Source organism: Parasphingorhabdus sp. (genome assembly GCF_039982415.1).
Classification (GTDB): Bacteria; Pseudomonadota; Alphaproteobacteria; order Sphingomonadales; family Sphingomonadaceae; genus Parasphingorhabdus.
Genome location: NZ_JBDWYL010000011.1, coordinates 137884 through 154659, shown reverse-complemented (window position 1 = coordinate 154659; position 16776 = coordinate 137884). Strand labels below are relative to the sequence as shown.

14 protein-coding genes are annotated in these 16776 nt (G+C 52.1%); 12 read left to right on the top strand and 2 right to left on the bottom strand.

Going from position 1 to position 16776, the window contains the following annotated elements; genetic code table 11:
* Nucleotides 1–72 precede the first annotated feature (72 nt).
* Complete coding sequence (purT, locus tag ABJU74_RS14995) at nt 73–1251, top strand: formate-dependent phosphoribosylglycinamide formyltransferase (RefSeq protein ID WP_348385354.1); 1179 nt, start codon at nt 73–75, stop codon at nt 1249–1251.
* Between the two features lie 128 nt (nt 1252–1379).
* Nucleotides 1380–2081: a glutathione S-transferase family protein gene (locus ABJU74_RS14990; RefSeq protein ID WP_348385355.1), complete on the top strand. Its 702-nt coding sequence runs from the start codon at nt 1380–1382 to the stop codon at nt 2079–2081.
* A 30-nt stretch (nt 2082–2111) separates the two neighbouring features.
* Here ABJU74_RS14990 and ABJU74_RS14985 read toward each other — a convergent pair whose 3' ends face one another.
* Nucleotides 2112–4934, bottom strand: a complete 2823-nt coding sequence (locus ABJU74_RS14985; RefSeq protein WP_348385356.1) for a DUF5060 domain-containing protein — start codon at nt 4932–4934, stop codon at nt 2112–2114.
* Between the two features lie 211 nt (nt 4935–5145).
* Between ABJU74_RS14985 and ABJU74_RS14980 the strand changes: the two genes are divergently transcribed.
* Nucleotides 5146–6420, top strand: coding sequence for a gluconate:H+ symporter (locus tag ABJU74_RS14980; protein ID WP_348385357.1), 1275 nt, complete (start codon nt 5146–5148; stop codon nt 6418–6420).
* Here ABJU74_RS14980 and ABJU74_RS14975 read toward each other — a convergent pair.
* On the bottom strand, nt 6397–6915 hold the full coding sequence (locus tag ABJU74_RS14975; RefSeq protein ID WP_348385358.1) for a gluconokinase, GntK/IdnK-type: 519 nt from the start codon (nt 6913–6915) through the stop codon (nt 6397–6399). The two genes, ABJU74_RS14980 and ABJU74_RS14975, sit on opposite strands and share 24 nt — an antisense overlap.
* Nucleotides 6916–7013: 98 nt before the next feature.
* Between ABJU74_RS14975 and ABJU74_RS14970 the strand changes: the two genes are divergently transcribed.
* The 9 genes from ABJU74_RS14970 (at nt 7014) to ABJU74_RS14930 (ending at nt 16773) form a co-directional block, all read left to right on the top strand.
* Nucleotides 7014–9383 (top strand): glycoside hydrolase family 3 N-terminal domain-containing protein, encoded by a 2370-nt coding sequence (locus ABJU74_RS14970; RefSeq protein WP_348385359.1) that lies wholly within the window; start codon nt 7014–7016, stop codon nt 9381–9383.
* Nucleotides 9380–10414, top strand: a complete 1035-nt coding sequence (locus tag ABJU74_RS14965) for an SMP-30/gluconolactonase/LRE family protein (protein WP_348385360.1) — start codon at nt 9380–9382, stop codon at nt 10412–10414. Before ABJU74_RS14970 ends, ABJU74_RS14965 begins: the two co-directional genes overlap by 4 nt.
* A 148-nt stretch (nt 10415–10562) precedes the next feature.
* Nucleotides 10563–11558: a cysteine synthase A gene (locus ABJU74_RS14960; RefSeq protein ID WP_348385361.1), complete on the top strand. Its 996-nt coding sequence runs from the start codon at nt 10563–10565 to the stop codon at nt 11556–11558.
* Complete coding sequence (locus tag ABJU74_RS14955) at nt 11548–11931, top strand: hypothetical protein (RefSeq protein WP_348385362.1); 384 nt, start codon at nt 11548–11550, stop codon at nt 11929–11931. Before ABJU74_RS14960 ends, ABJU74_RS14955 begins: the two co-directional genes overlap by 11 nt.
* Before the next feature lie 15 nt (nt 11932–11946).
* Entirely contained in the window at nt 11947–12723 is a 777-nt protein-coding gene (locus tag ABJU74_RS14950; RefSeq protein ID WP_348385363.1) for a hypothetical protein, read from the top strand.
* A gap of 312 nt (nt 12724–13035) precedes the next feature.
* Complete coding sequence (locus tag ABJU74_RS14945) at nt 13036–13524, top strand: division/cell wall cluster transcriptional repressor MraZ (RefSeq protein WP_348385364.1); 489 nt, start codon at nt 13036–13038, stop codon at nt 13522–13524.
* Nucleotides 13521–14486 (top strand): 16S rRNA (cytosine(1402)-N(4))-methyltransferase RsmH, encoded by a 966-nt coding sequence (gene rsmH, locus ABJU74_RS14940; protein ID WP_348385365.1) that lies wholly within the window; start codon nt 13521–13523, stop codon nt 14484–14486. Before ABJU74_RS14945 ends, rsmH begins: the two co-directional genes overlap by 4 nt.
* Nucleotides 14483–15088 carry a colicin transporter gene (locus ABJU74_RS14935; RefSeq protein WP_348385366.1) on the top strand — a complete coding sequence of 202 codons (606 nt, stop codon included), beginning with the start codon at nt 14483–14485 and terminating at the stop codon, nt 15086–15088. The genes rsmH and ABJU74_RS14935 overlap by 4 nt, the downstream gene beginning before the upstream one ends.
* Nucleotides 15089–15141: 53 nt before the next feature.
* Nucleotides 15142–16773, top strand: coding sequence for a penicillin-binding protein 2 (locus ABJU74_RS14930; protein ID WP_348385617.1), 1632 nt, complete (start codon nt 15142–15144; stop codon nt 16771–16773).
* Nucleotides 16774–16776 lie beyond the last annotated feature (3 nt).

The window sequence follows — 16776 nt, the reverse complement described above, 5'->3', positions numbered from 1 at the left end:
GGCGGGGATAAACGCGTCTGAACGCTCTAATTCTAGCTTGCACTGAGAGGGTGATATTCTCATAAAGCGTGCATGATCTTCACCAAAAAAATATTGTTGCTTGGTTCCGGAGAATTGGGCCGCGAATTCGCGATCTCCACAAAACGGCTCGGCGCCTATGTGATAGCCTGCGATTCCTATGCTGCAGCACCAGCAATGCAAGTCGCCGATGCCTGCGAAGTTTTTTCAATGCTCGATGGCGATGATTTGCGCGCAGCAATTGAAAAACATCAGCCGGACCTGATTGTTCCGGAAGTTGAAGCCATTCGAACCGAAATTTTGGCGGATGTGGAAGCCGCTGGTTTTAAGGTCGTCCCATCTGCCCGTGCAACGCAATTGACGATGAACCGGGATGCGATCCGAGATGTTGCGGCTAAAGACCTGCACCTGACGACATCGCGCTATCATTATGCAGAGAATTTTTCTGAAGTGCAGGCGGCAGCGGATGATATTGGTCTGCCATTGGTGATAAAGCCTGTTATGTCCTCGTCCGGCAAGGGGCAAAGTAAAGTCGATAGCCCGGAAGAGCTTGAGGCCGCTTGGAACGATGCAGTCGATAATATGAGAGGCGATCGCGCGCGTGTCATTGTCGAACAATTTGTCGATTTTGCCTATGAAATCACATTGCTGACCATTCGAACACAGCAGGGCATATTATTCTGTCCTCCGATCGGTCATCGCCAGGAGCGCGGGGATTATCAAGAAAGTTGGCAACCGGCAGAGATGTCGGAAGACGCGCTTTTGTCGGCGCAGAATATGGCCCGCAAGATTGTTGATAATCTTGGGGGTAACGGGCTTTTCGGGGTTGAGTTTTTCGTTACAAAAGATGGGACCGTAATATTTTCCGAATTGAGTCCCCGCCCGCATGATACCGGAATGGTTACCCTAATTGGTCAGAATCTAAGTGAATTTGATCTTCATGCCCGCGCGATAATGGGGTTGCCAATTCCGCGTATCGGACTCACCGCTCCGGCGAGTGCAAGTGCTGTTATTCTGGCTGATCGAGATAGCGAACAATTCCGCTTTACCGGCATCGCCGATGCTTTGGCGATGAGTAAGGATGGCGCCGAAGTGGATATCCGTATTTTTGGCAAACCGGTAACGCGTCCCTATCGCAGAATGGCAGTGGCGTTAGCAACGGCGCCAACCACAGATGCGGCGCGCTCGCTGGCCAAGAAGGCTGCTGATGCCGCGGGCATAGAGTATCTTTGATCGGGCTTTGAACGCTTATCTATGGGAAGTAATCGCCCTCAAGATCAATGCCATAACAAGTTGAAATCGAGGTTGACTTTAAGGGCAACTGTCCGCTCTTAAGCGGTTCAACATTTTGGAGAAATTACATGGCCGCCGACATTATTCTTTATGGTTCCCCTTTGTCTCCTTTTCAGCGCAAAACTGAAGCTGTGCTGGCATTGAAAAAGGTCGACTATGAGTGTGAAGCGGTCAACATCATGGCAATGCCGGACTGGTATCTGGAAATCAGCCCTTTGGCGCGCATCCCGGCCTTGCGGGATAAATCCATCGCGTCGGAAGGCACGGCTGGGACGATTGCCGATAGCTCGGCCATGTGCGCTTATCTGGAGAAAAAATATCCAGAACCTGCCGCTTTTCCGGACGATGCCTTTGCCTATGGCCGGGCCATATGGTTGGAAGAATTTGCCGATAGTGTAATGGCAATGAATGGTGGCGGCGGGGTATTTCGGCCAATAGTCTTTGCCGCCATGACCGGTGGGCAACCCGATCTGGAAACAGCGCGGACAACCTGGAACGAAAAATTACCACCTTTGTGGGACTATCTCGAAAACCAGTTGGATGGTGGACAATATTTTCTCGGTGACCGATTGTCGATTGCGGATATTGCGGTTGCCGCTCAGCTCATGCAGACAGACCTGATTGCGGCACCGTTTGACGCTGACAAATGGCCCGGGCTGACTGCGTTTCTATCCGCCATGAACACGCATCCGGTTTTTGAGAGAAATCTGCAAAGCTGTCAGAAGATGCTTGCCAAAATGGTGCCCGAAAAAATTGACTTAAACGGATGATGGCGGGGATTTTTCGGCACTAAATTCATTCTATTGCGCTTGAAGAAACGCAACCCAGTCGCGGCCGCGTTCTGCTGTTGGGGCGGTGATACGCAACTGGCCCTTCGGGCTAGCTACTATCGGTGTACCGGCTTGCGATTTTCCCGTAACAGGATCAAGAAAAATAGCTCTATATCGGCCGCTGGTCAGGCCGCTATCCAATTGTACTGATCCACCATCGGGCAAATAAAGAGCATAAAGTTGAGCAGATTGCCCAAAGCAATAGACCGCACTTCTGGGTGGTTGCACCTGACATGGCCGCATGGCCCAATAGGGCAAGTTGGTTTCAAAAAAGTCCAAGGCAATGGCAGTTTGTCGCCATAGACTTTCGCGCAAGCGCCAGTCTTCCGAAGTTAGATCATTAGCAGGATAATGCGCACCAAAATACCATTCAACCCCGCCACCACCGCCAAGAAGGTGCCCCCATAAAGCATGCCGGCGGAGAGATTCGTGATTGGTTTGATCGAGATTGTCGGGCAGGGCGCCAACATTCCATTTGCCGATTTCGTCCATTGTTATCAGCCAATCCTTACCGTTGTCGGCCGATAAAGATCGCCATTTTCGGACTTGATCATTGACGCTGGTTCGTTCGGATACTTGGAAGGACAGGCCATCTAGGTTCGGATAGCCGAGCAACGGACCTGCAATCGCATCTTTGTCCGCCGCTTCGCTATGTGTGTGCAATAAAATTGGATGATCATAGGGATCGATGGCAGTGATATAGTCGATCATTTGTTTGCGCTGCTGATCATTTTGCCCTTCAGGCCGCCAATGTACCGGTCCGTTTTCTTCGCCCAGATTCCAGACCAGGCCATTATGATGGCCAAAGCGAGCGATAAGTTCGGAGAGGTATAATTTGCGTTCTATCCCGGTGTCACCAGCATCATGCATTAGTTCATTTTCGGTTTCCTGCAGGACGATATGAAGCAGGATCCCTTTGGCTTGCATATGATCGAAAATAATCTCCCATTGATCCAGCTTGCTCACATCAAAGCGGGTAAAATCCTGGGGGCTGCGATAAGGCCAGACATCTTTGCCATCACCCATGATGTTCAACGTCAGAAAATAGGCGCTGTTCATTTTCTGGGAAGCCAAATAATTAATGGCACCGACCAAGGCCTTGCCCTTACCGCCCCGCCAACTCGGATCGCCAGGGCGCCAATCTTGCAAATGTGGTGTGAATTTATGGAGAGCCAGTCCGCCATCAGATTCGCCATCACGGGCGTTAGCGGCCATGCGAAAGCTATTATCAAATTCGTGATAGCCTAAAAGATTTTCCGGACTATTTGTCCCGCCTTTTAGCCAATATTGTCCTGATTGAACAAACCGGAAATAACCTTTGTCCGCAACCAACTTGCCGCGGTTGGCGTGACGGAAATCGGGATTAGATTTGTCAGACCCAACAACCAGGAACTGGCCGTGATCTTCTGCTAGCGCGATGGTCTCGCCGCTATCTGCTATTGGATCGATGGCGATATTCGGCCCGCGAGAGAGGCGCGCTTGCCATGTCCATTGTCCCGGTTGATCGGGCGTGAAGCGGACCTGCCAAATATTTCCGGCTTGCGCACCTGTTTCTGCTGCTCGACCATCAGCTGCATAAAAGCCGCGCAAGATATGTTTTTTTTGTTCATGAGTGAAAGTAACGGTTAGCCGATAGTCGGTGAACGGATTATCGGCGCTGGTTTCAGACAGGGCCGGGCCGACGAAAGACTGTTCCCATTCATGCCATTGCATGGTCACCATCTGTGCGCTGGTCTTGGTTGTAAGCGTTTGAGCATCTTCCAAAACAGGCAAGAGCTTCAATCGTTCAAGACTGGCCAATTCAGGTTCACCGCCGCGATTGCCAGAGCCTGATGCCGTATACAAATAATCACCAAGAACGGCGAAGCCCGATCCATGGCGTCCACGCCGCAATGCCGGCCATTGCCGCCATGTGCTTGTAACCGGGTCGAAAGCTTCGACGGCATCATGGGCAGTCTCTTGCGATCCGCTTTCGCCGCCACCGACAATGATTTGCCCTTTCCAGGCGAGCGCCATATTGCCGGCTCTCTCTGTTGGAATAGCAAAGGCGCTGTTCATCGGCTGCCATTGGCCCGTTTCAAAGTCATAGATATCGCCGATCGACAGAGTTTGTTCAAAACTCCGGTTTTTGGCATATTCTGTTCGCCTGCCGGCAAAGGCATAGAGCTTACCGTTGGCTATAACAGCTTGGAAATGATCGCGCGCTTGCGGTGCGCCGGGCAAGATGCGCCATTGTCCGGTGGCTGGATCAAATTCATCGAACCAGGGCACATAGCCATCGAGATGACCATTGGTTATGCCGCCGATCATATAGAATTTTCCATCATGAATCGCGACACCCGCGCCGCCTCGTCGCCGTTCGGCCGGAATCAGCGGTCCGTCAACAAACCGGTCTTCTTCCGGATAATAGATGATGATCCGATCAATCGGCTTTTCCTTGGGCCAGCCGCCCGTCATAGCACCCAGAATATAAATGGCGTCGCCATGCACAATGGCTTGAAAATGATGCAATTCAATGGGGGTTTGAGCTTTTGCGGTCCACATATTGGTTCGTGGGTCATAGACATTGACGGGTTTGATCCCGCGCCCGCCAATCAGATATAATTTCTTGTTAAAGGCAACCAAGCTGGCTTCGTGACGAGGGGCCATTATTCCTTGCGTGGGAATGATTTTCCATTGCGGAAGCGCAGGCGATTGTGCGGCTTGGGCATTGTTCATGCTTAGCATCAACCATAGGACGGCTGTGATAGCACTGACCCATGTGGTCGGCGTCGCTCCTGCTGGCATCCTCATTCTCTCCTTTCCGCTGCCAATAATCTTGTTCGGACAAGCTTATTGCAAGCACACTTGTGGCAGTTTAAAACGTTCATTACAACGTTGTCATAAATATCGATTCAAGACAAGCGCGGGGAGAAGCATTATCGCATGGTTGATTGAAAATCGCGCGCTATTTTCGATGATATTCAGCATAATTGCTCTGTTGATATTAATCATGAGGGCGCGCATGCATCCTTTCCCTGCTTTGCTCATTGCCGCCATTGCTGCGGCATTGGGAGCGGGCCTTGCTCCCAATGAAGCCATTGCAGCGGTAAGCAAAGGCATGGGCGGAACATTGGGAGGCATTGCGGCAATTGTCGGACTGGGCGCAATGTTCGGAATGTTGGTTGAACATGGCGGCGGCATAACCGCCTTGGCGCAATATGTAACCCGCGGAAGAGGCGCGCAACTCACTCGGTGGATGCTCGGTTTTGTCGGCGTGATTATCGCCATACCCGTCTTCTTCGATGTGGCGTTTATCATTTTGTTTCCATTAATATTGGCCTTTTCCCGGCGTTTTTCACAGGCTCCCCTTGCTTTTGGATTGCCTTTATTAGCAGGACTGGCCGCCGCGCATGCCTTTATCCCGCCAACGCCAGGACCGATTGCGGTGGCGCAGCAGTTGCAAGTCGATCTCGGCTGGGTGATGGTCTTTGGAATTCTTGTAGGGATTCCTGCAGCCTTGGTGGGCGGGCCTATTTTTGCTGCTTATGCTCTGCGCAGAAATTGGCTGCCAATGGGTCAGCCACTGACTTTGGCACAGGCATCTGGCAGCACCCAATCCTTTGATCCCCAAATAGCTAAAACCGCGCTAGCTTTGATAATCTTGCCACTATTCTTGATCATAACCGGCGCCATTGTCGGTCCGCTGGGTCTTCCGGCCGGCTTGTTCCGAGATATTCTTGAGATTGCTGGGACGCCAGTTATTGCTTTGCTCATCGCATGTGCGGCAGCATTGTTGGCGATGCGTAAAAGCGAAAAAGAGGATCGTGCAGCCTTGCGCCAAGCGATTGAAAAATCTCTCGAACCGGTAGGTATTATCTTACTCGTCACAGGTGCAGGTGGAGCGTTTAAACAGGTGTTGGTGGATACAGGAGCGGGCCAGTCACTGGCTGATGCGGCTTTAGCATGGGGTTTGACACCTTTGGTTTGCGGATTCTTTATCGCTTTGTTGCTGCGTATCGCACAGGGTTCGGCTACCGCAGCGATGATTACCTCGGCCAGTTTAACCTATCCAATTGCTTCTGCGGCGGCCTTATCACAGCCGCAATTGGCATTGGTCGCGGTCGCAATAGCGGGCGGTGCAACCGCCTGTAGCCACGTCAATGATAGTGGATTCTGGCTGATCAATCGCTATTTCGGATTAACAACGGCGGAGACGTTGAAAAGCTGGACAATCAGCGCAACCTTGACCGGTGGGACCGGTTTCCTCTTGGCTTTACTGGTCTATCCGTTCGTTTAACGCGGTCAAAAGCGCCGCGCTGAGTTGCGGGGTTGGTAATGTGCCGTCCAATCTTATTGCATCTAAAGGCGGATCGAGCGCTTCCAGTTGGGATTGCAGCAAGGACGAAGGCATGAAATGATCTTGGCGTTGTTCGAGCCGTTGGAGGAGCTGCTGTTCTGGGAGTTCAAGCAATATCCAACAGCAGGCACGCTCGACCCTTTCCGCCAAATAATCGCGTATCGCTTTGTTGAGAGCGGAGCAGGCCAATATGAGCGGTCCGTTTTTGTCAGCATTGACTGTAGCCACAATCGCATCGAGCCAAGGCAAGCGATCTGAATGGGTCAAGGGGATACCGGCTTCCATCTTACTTTTATTGGCCTGGGTATGCAGATGGTCGCCTTCGATCATTGTCCAACCCGTTTGGCGAGAAAGATGCGCGGCCGTTGTCGATTTCCCGCAACCGGAAACGCCCATGACGATCACAAGATCATTTTGATTCAGTCTAACTGCCATTCCGACTCCCTGATAACCACTAGCATCTACAAATAATAGATGACAACCTTGTCATGATATTGGTTTGTCGGCTATCATCTCAAAAACAGATGGAGAGAATGATGACAGTTTCAGGCCCGGCGGCCCATATGGCGCTTTTTGCCTTGATGACGACAACCGTTATTGCAAGCGCGCAAGCACAAGACCAGGATCCGGGCCCATTGCCCACGCATGTTGTCGACATTGCCAGCAAGTTACCTCTTTCTAAACCCATTCCAACCCAGTCGAGTCCGAGAGTGGAAAAACTGCTCAAGAAAATGACCCTGGAAGAAAAGGTTGGGCAATTAACACAGGCAGCTGGCGGGCGATCAAAAACGCTCAATTCAAAATTGACACCGGCAGAACTGGATCGCGTGCGAGCCGGGCGGGCCGGTTCTTATCTCCATGTAGCGGGCGCCGAACCTTTGCGTGAGTTACAACGGGTGGCAGTAGAAGAAAGCCGCCTTAAGATTCCGTTGCTTTTTGCCATGGATGTGGTTCACGGATATCGGACTATTTTCCCGGTTCCCATTGCAATTTCGGCGAGCTGGGACCCTAATGATTGGGAGCGAACAGCGCGTGTCTCGGCCGAAGAAGCCAGCAATTCCGGATTGCATTGGACTTTTGCTCCGATGGTAGACATTGCCCGTGATCCGCGCTGGGGCCGAGTAGTCGAAGGGGCCGGCGAGGATGCTTATCTCGGCAGCATTATGGCGGCTGCACAAGTGCAGGGCTATCAGGGGCAGTCTTTGTCCGGTGCAGGCACGATGATGGCGACAACCAAGCATTTTGGTGCTTACGGGGCGCCTTTGGGTGGCCGTGACTATGGCTCGGCCGAGATTAGCGATCGGGCATTGCATGAAATTTATTTGCCGCCTTTTTATGCCGCGATGAAAGCCGGGACGGGCAGTTATATGACGGCTTTTAATGATGTAGGCGGGCAGCCGACCACGGGTAATGCGGATTTAATCAATGGCGTCTTGCGCGCAAAATGGGGCTTTGACGGGATGCTGGTCAGTGATTGGAATGCCGTGGCGGAATTGATCAATCATGGCGTTGCAGCAAGCCGCGCGGATGCAGGCGCATTGGCCGTGTCAGCGGGAGTTGATATGGATATGATGAGCCTGGTCTATGCCGATGACTTGACCAAAGCGGTGATGATCAATCCTAACCTGGTTCAACATGTCGACAATGCGGTGCGCAATGTTTTGACCGCCAAAGAACGGTTGGGTTTGTTTGACAATCCGATGGCTTATCATGATGTGGATATGGAAAGAGCAGAAATTCGTTCGGCTGACCATATTGCCCAAGCCCGCTTGGTAGCGGAACGATCCATGGTTCTGTTGAAAAATGACAAGGCTGCCTTGCCGCTTACGAGCGGGGCGGAGACGATTGCGGTCATTGGTGCGATGGCAACGGACAAGCAAAGCCAATTGGGCAGTTGGCGCGCACGGGGTGACAAAACCGAAGTTGTCACAATTCTCGAAGGCATAAAGGCCGGCGCGCCAAAAGGTACGACTATTCGCTTTGCGCCTGGTGCTGCACCGCAAAGCGCAGATGAAAGCGGAATTGCCGCCGCCGTTGCCACGGTGCAATCTAGCGATGTCGTGCTGCTCGTCATTGGCGAAGATTATGATCTGTCCGGAGAGGCCCGGAGTCGCTCCTCTCTTGCTTTACCACAATCGCAAAAAGCGCTGGCCGATGCGATATTTGCGGTTGGCAAACCGGTGATTATTTTGCTTACCGGTGGTCGTCCGCTGGCCATTCCCGATGTGGCGGAAAAAGCTGATGCCGTTTTGATGACATGGTTGCTCGGCAATGAGGCCGGGCCTGCCGTCGCCAATATTATATTTGGGCGATCAGTGCCCGGCGGGAAACTTCCGATTGCCTTTCCGCGCACCACCGGCGCTGTTCCTTATAGCTATGGTGAATATCCCGCCGGACGGCCCGCTCATCCCAATCCTGTAAAAGATAGCAACCGCTTCAAGGATCTACCGATCACGCAGCTTTTTCCCTTCGGCCATGGCCTGTCTTATTCTGCGGTAGATATTACCGATCTTACCATAAGCACGCCGTTTATCGATCCGGGCGATTCTATCGATTTTTCGGTAAGGTTGACCAATAGCGGTACACGGCCCAGCTATGAAACGCCGCAACTTTATGTGCGCGATGTGGTGTCTCGTCAGGCGCAACCCAAAATGATGTTGCGGGGATTTAAACGGGTGTTGCTGCAGCCGGGCGAGAGCCGAACGGTCACATTCACCCTTTCTGCCGATCAGTTGACCTATTATAACAGAGATGGGAAATGGCGCGTCGAAGCCGGGCGGTTTGATGTTATGATTGGTGCATCTGCAGAAGATATAAGGCAGAGAGGGAGCTTCCAATTGAGCCGGACAGTGGAAAGCAATGTGCCCGCTGCCGCTATTGCAACCCAAACGGAGGTGAGATGATCGACCAACCTTATTTTAATCGGCGGCTATTCTTGGCTGCAATTGGTGCCACGGCATTAACGGCCTGTACGGATCAAAAGACCGCCGCTTCGCAAGGCGCGGATCGGGTTCAAATGTTCGGGAAAGTGGAAAGAATAGATCCGGCGCTTGACGGCGTCATCGATAGCACGCTGCAATTAGAGCAACTAGCGGATGGATTTCAATGGTCGGAAGGACCAGCTTGGGATCGCGAACGCCAACGCCTATACTTTTCGGACGTTCCTCAGAACACCGCCTATATTTGGTCAGAAGAGCAAGGATTGGCGGTATTTCGAAAGCCTTCTGGCCTCGCTGATGGGGAAGGAACCAATGGTTTGCTCATGGCCAGGGATGGCCGGCTTCTTACTGCTAATCACGGTAAAAGGGCGATTACCGCTATTGATCTGGATAGCGGCGAGGACAAGATATTGGCTGATCAGTTTGACGGGAAAAATTTTAACAGTCCGAATGATCTGATCGAAGCAAAAAATGGGACAATCTATTTTACCGATCCCCCTTATGGCTTGGATGGTGGTGACCAATCCCCCTTAAAACAACTGTCTGTAAACGGTGTGTATCAGCGAAAAGCCGATGGCAGCATCATCCTCATTGATGACAGTCTGACTCGGCCCAATGGCATAGCTTTGTCGCCCGATGAACAAACACTTTATGTGGCTCAGTCTGATCGCGAAAAGCAAATATTGAAAAGCTATGCCCTTGCTGCGGATGGCGGGATTAAGGATCAAGGTATATTTTTTGATGCCCAGCCGCTGGTGGCGGATGACGCGCCGGGTCTTCCCGATGGCATGTGCGTTGCACAGAGCGGTCATATATTCACTACCGGCCCCGGCGGAATATTGATCTTGTCGGCTGAGGGCAGGCTTTTGGGCCGCATCTTGGCAGAAAAAGCAACTGCCAACTGCGCTTTTGGCAATGATGGTTATATGCTCTATTTGACCTCCAGCGATCGGCTCGCCCGTATTCCGCTAAAGGTCAAAGGGCTTGGTTTCTAGGCCCAAATCTATCGAGAAACTACCATCCGGATTGCGCATATAGCGGGCGCTCAAATCATCGATATTTTCAGACGACTAAAGCTACGCTATTGCCCTGCCAAATTGTCTCCGCTTGTCGCTTTTGACAACGCCGCCTATGGAAGGGCTCATGAATATATTGAATGACACGCTCGCTTTAATTGGAAATACGCCATTGGTGCGACTGGCCGGTCCCAGTGCCGAGGCTGGTTGCGATATTTATGGCAAATGTGAATTTGCCAATCCCGGCGCATCAGTCAAAGACCGCGCTGCCTTATTCATTGTGCAGGATGCAGAAGAACGCGGTTTGTTGAAATCGGGTGGCATGATTGTCGAGGGGACCGCGGGCAATACAGGCATTGGAATTGCGCTTGTCGCCAATGCCAAAGGATATAAGACCACCATTGTGATGCCCGAGACGCAAAGCCGGGAAAAAATGGATACGTTGCGTGCGCTTGGCGCAAAATTGGTTCTGGTGCCTGCCGCTCCCTATGCCAATGCGGGACATTTTGTGCATACGAGCCGGCGCTTGGCAGAAGAAACTGAAGGCGCGATTTGGGCCAATCAATTTGACAATGTCGCCAATCGCCGCGCGCATATTGAAACCACAGCCGAAGAAATCTGGACGCAATTGGATGGCCAAGTGGATGGATTTGTCTGTGCGGCAGGCACAGGTGGAACAATTGCCGGTGTCGGCATGGGGCTAAAGGCCAAAAATGAAGCGGTACGCATTGGCCTAGCCGACCCCCATGGTGCAGCGCTCTATCATTTTTACGCTCATGGAGAGCTTAAGTCTGAAGGCAGCAGTGTCGCTGAAGGTATTGGGCAAGGCCGGATTACAGGCAATCTTGAAGAAGCTCCGATCGATACGCAATATCGTATCAGCGATGAAGAAGCGTTGAAGTGGGTTGAGCGTTTGCTGCAAGAAGAAGGCCTATGTTTAGGGCTCTCATCGGGGATTAATGTGGCTGGTGCTATTGCGCTTGGAAAAGAACTAGGACCGGGTAGTAAGGTGGCGACAATCTTGTGCGATACCGGTTTCCGATATTTGTCTTCGCTGTATAATGCGGCATGGTTAAAAGAGAAAGGATTGCCGGTTTTCCCATGGTTGTTAGATGATGAGTGATGATCAGAAAAAAAATGGTAACCGGCAGGACACGGTCCAGCGCATCCAAGTGGGCGTGGTGGGTCTGGTTGCAGTATTACTTCTGGTCAGCGTCGCTAATTTTGTGTTGCAACGGGCCAGCGACGAGCAAACTGCCATAGAGGAAATTCAAGCAGAAGCGGCCAATGGTTCGCGCGAGCTGGTTGAAGATATCACACCGCCGACGGCACAGCCTCCGGCAGAACCCTTAGCCGAATTGGGCATCACGCCGGCACCGGTTCCTGAAGATGAGGTGGTGCAACCCGTGCCACAAGTCCCTGAAAACCGCGCGCAAGTCGTGCCTGATTTGGAACCCGATCCCAAGCTTGAAGCGCCCATGGATCAGGAGCGATAGGCATTGCTGCGCGGCGTGGCTTCACCATTTCTATTGCTCGCGGTTGCGGGTTTGCTGTTGCAATGCAGCCCAGCGTCAACCGGGGCGCCGAAGCAAGAAACCGCACGCGCCAAAATAACAATGATGACCAGCCTTCCCATAATTTGGGGAGAAGCCGTTTCCATGGAGGCGGTGATTTCTGGGGAAGCCAATCCCGCTGCTATATATAGTCACTGGCAAGAGCAACATGACATTGTTGCGGTGGACAGCTTTGAAGCGCTGGAAAAATCTTCGCCCGACATCATTTTACTGGCGCAACCACCCGCTATGGATCCTGCTGATATTGCTACGGTGGACAAATGGGTTAGGGCAGGGGGTAGGGCGCTCATTTTTACCGACCCCATGCTTGACTGGCATACAATTTATGCGCTCGGTGATAAACGGAGGCCATTGGCGTCCGGGCTATTGTCTCCGTTGCTTAATCATTGGGGGTTGCAACTAGAGGCGCCGAGTGAGCAAGGCGAAGGCCAAGTCGAACTGGAATTTTCAGACATTGCGTTTACTACCGTCGGCATCGGTGCTCTGGCGACCTTACCGGATAAAAACACAGCGAATGATCAACCAGCGCCGGTCAAATGTGAAATGAGTGCGGCAAATTTCATCGCGCATTGTCACATTGGGAAAGGCCGCGCCATCATCGTGGCGGATGCCGATTTTCTAAATGACAGTCTGTGGGACCAAAAGCCGCAAAATGACACTGGTGATGCGCGCAAATGGGTGGATATATTGATTGATGACCTTCAAAAACCCTAAAATTCACACTCCTGAACCACGATCTTCGCAACATATTTTTCGTGTTTCCAACAACTAAACCGAAATTTGGCCGGATCTGTCGAACAGGAGGGAAAATAAAATACAATAAATACAAATGGTTAGTGTTTTTGATCCGTATATTCCCGTAAATTCCCGCGAAATCCCCTTCCATCCCCACTCGACCCCTGTTAACCCTATATCGTTATCGGGGTAAATTTCCTGTCCGGGATTCTATGGTTTCGGGAGTGGCTCATTGCGCGCTTCTCCAGACGGGAGAGTTTTGCCTACCGATAAAGTTGAGGGATGTAGGCTGTGTCTGGCAATTATGCATATTCAGGATCGGGAATTTCCGCGATAGACGACAAAGGTCGTTTGTCCGTTCCCGCCTTTTTGCGTAAAGATTTAATTGCCAGCAGCGACGGCCGGGTTTTGTGTCTTGGCAAACATGAAAAATGGGATTGTCTGGTGGGCTTTGGTTTAAGCCGGAAAATCGACATGTTAGCGGAAATCGACAAGGAAGAGGAAATCGCCATCGCGCGATCCGAGCCTTATGATCGGGATGCAGCCGGTGCACGCAAATTTTCCTCTCTGCAAGAATTAAGCTTTGATGCCAGTGGGCGGTTCGTGCTGCCGCCGATGCTGCAGGCAATTGGCGGCCTAAAAGATAATGTCATCTTCCATGGTATCGGCAAGACCTTCTGCCTGTGGGCTCCGCAAGCCCTGCTTGATACAACCGACGATGTGCCGGTCGATAAGCGCTTGGTGGAATTTCACTTAAGCGAACTGGGGAAAAAGAAATGACCCCGGAGAGCGCTGCTATTCCATCCCTTCAACATCACGTCCCTGTTCTGCTTGATGAAGTCATCGATGCGCTCGCCATTACCCCGGGTGAAACGCATGTCGATGGTACATTTGGCGCCGGAGGCTACAGCATGGCGATGGTTGCGGCCGGGGCGAGGGTTCATGGTTTTGATCAAGATCCTGATGCGATTGCGGCTGGAGAAATCCATGTGGAAGCGGCGGCGGGCCAATTGGTTTTGCACCACGCATTCTATTCCCAAATGGCTGAGATATTGAGCGAAAATGCAATTGATGGGGTGGCGCTAGATATAGGTGTTTCTTCCATGCATCTGGATCAAGCAGAGCGCGGCTTTTCGTTTCAAAAAGACGGGCCATTGGATATGCGGATGTCGCAAAGCGGCATTAGTGCAGCGGAATTTCTGAACGAAGCTGATGAAGAAGAAATTGCCAATGTCATTTATCGATATGGTGAAGAACGGCGGTCACGGAAAATTGCCAAGGCGATTGTAAATGGGCGCCCTTTGACGCGGACATCAGAATTGGCAAATATTGTTCGCAAGGCTTTGGGGCAAAAACCGGGCGACAAGAAAGACCCGGCCACCAGAACCTTTCAAGCCATCCGTATTCACATCAATCGTGAACTTGGTGAATTGGAAGACGGGTTGGTTGCTGCAGAGCGCTTGTTACGGCCTGGCGGTCGCCTCGCGGTGGTAACCTTCCACAGTCTGGAAGACCGCATTGTCAAAAATTTTCTCCGAGATCGCAGCGGTCAGAAGTCCGCTGGTTCCCGGCATCTCCCACAAGTTCCCGAAAAACGGCCGGCACCCACCTTTCATAAACCAGCCAAACTGGTGCGTCCGGCCGGGGCGGAGCAGGTCTCTAATCCCCGAGCCCGCTCCGCCACCCTCAGATCAGCCGTGCGCTCTGATGCACCGGCGCAAGCGATGGGAGGCGAGGCATGAAGCTAGCGGTCAAACGTCTGGAAGGGATAGGATGGCTTGCGCTTGTATTCTTAGTGGCAATCCTGCTCTATCCATTGTCGCTTAGTGTTGCGACGTTACGCAGTGACTTGACGCGAACGGATAGCAAGATTGTCTCCGTCAAAAAAGAAATTCGGTATCTTGAAACCGAGTTTAGCGCGCGGGCTAATTTGCGTCAGTTGGAACATTGGAACAAGTTGGAATATGGCTACGTATCTCCCAAGGCCGCTCAATATTTAGATGGCGAGCGGGCATTGGCCAATCTTGGCGGTAAAGATTTACGCAAGCCTGTAAAAGTCGCTGTGATCAGCACGATGGACAAGGTTGCGCCGGCTGGCATTATTGGATCGGTTTTCCCGCAAGCTGCTGCAAAGGCGCGTGAAGAAAATTCCGAAAAAACGCCGGCGGTAGAATTGAACGCGGACAAGTCGGAACAATCCGGCACGGAACCCAGTGCTGACCAATTGCGTGAAACGAAAACGGCTCGTGTGGCAACTATGGAAGAAAAGTTGTTGGATGATGGGCTAATAAAACAGTTGGCAGCGCGGGCTGATACCGAGCGGTCCGGGAGACGTGCTCCATGACCACTCTTCTGGCAAGCAGCAGAAAAGTGCAGTTTTCCGGCAAGAACAAGGAAATGGTAGGGAGCGCGCATTTCCGATTGATGGTATTGCTGCTCGTATTTTTGGCGATTTTCACAATTATCGTAGGGCGTTTGATCAGCTTTAGTATTTTGGAAGATGCCAAGCCCACCCGCATGTCCAGTTCGGTCTTTGTCCCCGCGCGGGGCGACATTATTGATCGCAACGGCGTGCCCTTGGCACGCACGATGAAGGGCTATGCCATTCGTGTTGTGCCTGAACGTGTTCTTGGCGATAAGGAATTGCTCGCGCGGCAATTGTCCGAGTTATTCCCAGACACGACGGCAACTGAATTTTTCGCTAAATTATCCGGCCCGCGCCCAACTTATCTGCGGCGACGCGCGTTGCCGCATGAAGTTAAACAAGTGCATGCGTTGGGCGAAATTGGTATTGAATTTCCAAGAGAAAATGAGCGCCTATATCCGCAGCGAGATTTGGCTGCCCATGTTCTGGGATATGTCGATGCCGACAGCCAAGGCGTGATGGGAATGGAGCGGGCACTGAACGATCGTCTAACAGACGAAAGTCTGCGGGGTGCGCCCGCGGCGCTGTCCATCGATAGCCGAGTACAGGCGGCTTTGGAAAGTGAGTTGATGGTCGCAATGACGACCAATGATGCCCGCGGTGCGGCTGGGATTATTCTCGATGTTCATTCTGGTGAAGTCATGGCGCTGGCGTCTTTGCCGGTTTTCGACCCTAATAAAATTCGCAAAGCAACGATGAAATATCAAACCAATGAAGTCACTCAAAGTGTCTTCGAATTGGGGTCCACTTTTAAGCCACTGACTGTAGCTGCGGCGCTCGATGCTGGCACAGTGACGGATCTAGCCATTCGCTATAATGCTACCGAGCCGATCAAGGTTGCCGGATTTAAGATCAAAGATGATCATGGTCAAAACCGCTATCTTAATGTGCCGGAAACGTTGGTCCACAGTTCTAACATCGTCACGGCCCGCATTGCCGATAATCTCGGCAAAGAAGGCATGGAGCATATGATCCGCCGCCTTGGCTTCGATGAACGGCCGCATATAGAATTGGCCGAACGCGGCAAACCTCTATGGCCACAAAGTTGGGGACGTGTCACCAACATGACCGTTGCCTATGGCCATGGTATAGCCGTGACACCGTTGCATTTGGCCAGTGCTTATGCGGCTTTGGTCAATGGCGGGATATGGCGCCCGGCAACATTGCTGAAAGTGGAGCGAGGAGAAGAGGCGGAGGGTCGCCGCGTATTCAAGGCAGCAACCAGCGCCCGTATGCGACAGCTGCTTCGCATGATTGTGTCAAACGGAACAGGCCGTAAGGCAGATGCGCCGGGCTATCGCATTGGCGGAAAAACCGGTTCAGCAGAAAAACCTTCTAATGGCGGCTATAATAAGACATCGCTTGTCTCTACTTTTGCCGCGGCTTTCCCTATGGATAATCCCCGTTATGTGGTGATTGCGATGTTGGATGAACCAAAAGGCAATGCCGAAACGGGTTTTCAACGAACAGCGGGTTGGACGGCAGCGCCGGTGGTCCGCAAAGTGGTTCCACGGGTTGGTCCCATGCTGGGCGTTGTGCCTGACGAACATAGAGATGTTGATGTTTCGGAGTTAACGCCGCTGCTCTGGTCACCGAAGGGATAGGCC